The organism is bacterium (genome assembly GCA_024226335.1).
GTDB lineage: Bacteria > Myxococcota_A > UBA9160 > SZUA-336 > SZUA-336 > JAAELY01.
The window spans coordinates 1-736 of the sequence record JAAELY010000153.1; the positions used below are offsets into that span (position 1 = coordinate 1).

The 736-nt window shown below is 62.9% G+C and carries 1 protein-coding gene; it reads right to left on the reverse strand.

Annotated elements, in window-relative coordinates; translation table 11 throughout:
- Positions 1-249 precede the first annotated feature (249 nt).
- Positions 250-736, reverse strand: a 487-nt coding sequence (locus GY725_07240) for a transposase (protein ID MCP4003973.1), incomplete at its 5' end; no start/stop codon positions are given.

The following is a 736-nucleotide window of genomic DNA, read 5'->3' on the forward strand; positions in this document are numbered from 1 at the left end:
ACGAGCGCTATCTGCCGGCCGTCCCGGTACACGAGCTCTTCCGGACCGCCTGGGAGCGGGTGCTGTCGGGCGACGCGCCGAAATACGAAGACGTGTGAGCCGGGAGGGCCTCGATCGTCGTCTAAGGAACGTGCACGAAACAACTTGGCCATTGAGGCGAACTGCACCGTCCGCACGAGGCGTGGTCGTTCTGCGGGCGAGGCAATGGCGCCGTGCATGTTGGAACCATCGAAATCGAAATCGGGATCGCTATCGAAGGAGAAGATGACGGTTTCGATCCCGACAGCGATTTCGATAGCGATTTCGATCCCGACAAAGGCAAACCCCGACAAGCGGACGCACTGGACGCTCGTTCCCCATGCACACACTCGCATACGACTCCCCTGACCGTTCGCTGAATTGGCGATCTTGTTTCATGCACGTTCCTAAACCGCAAACGGCGCCATCAAATTGCGTGAGTGCGCTCACCATGCCGGGCAGGCGCTTGCCCACCTTGCGCGGGCGACCAAGCTGGCCGGCGGTCTTGGGCTGGGCCTTCTCGTAGAGCGCGCCCTTGGGATGGGCGTGACTGATCATGTCGACGTTGTCGGGCAGCTTGCGCAGCACGCTTCTGCCACCGTGGAGGCTGTCGCCCACGAGCACCAGCTTGCGCCCGGGGAACCACCCGGCCAACATGCGGATCAGTTCCATGGCCAGCTCCGGTCGCGTGCGGTGGTTCGGATCGGCGGGAGCCTTC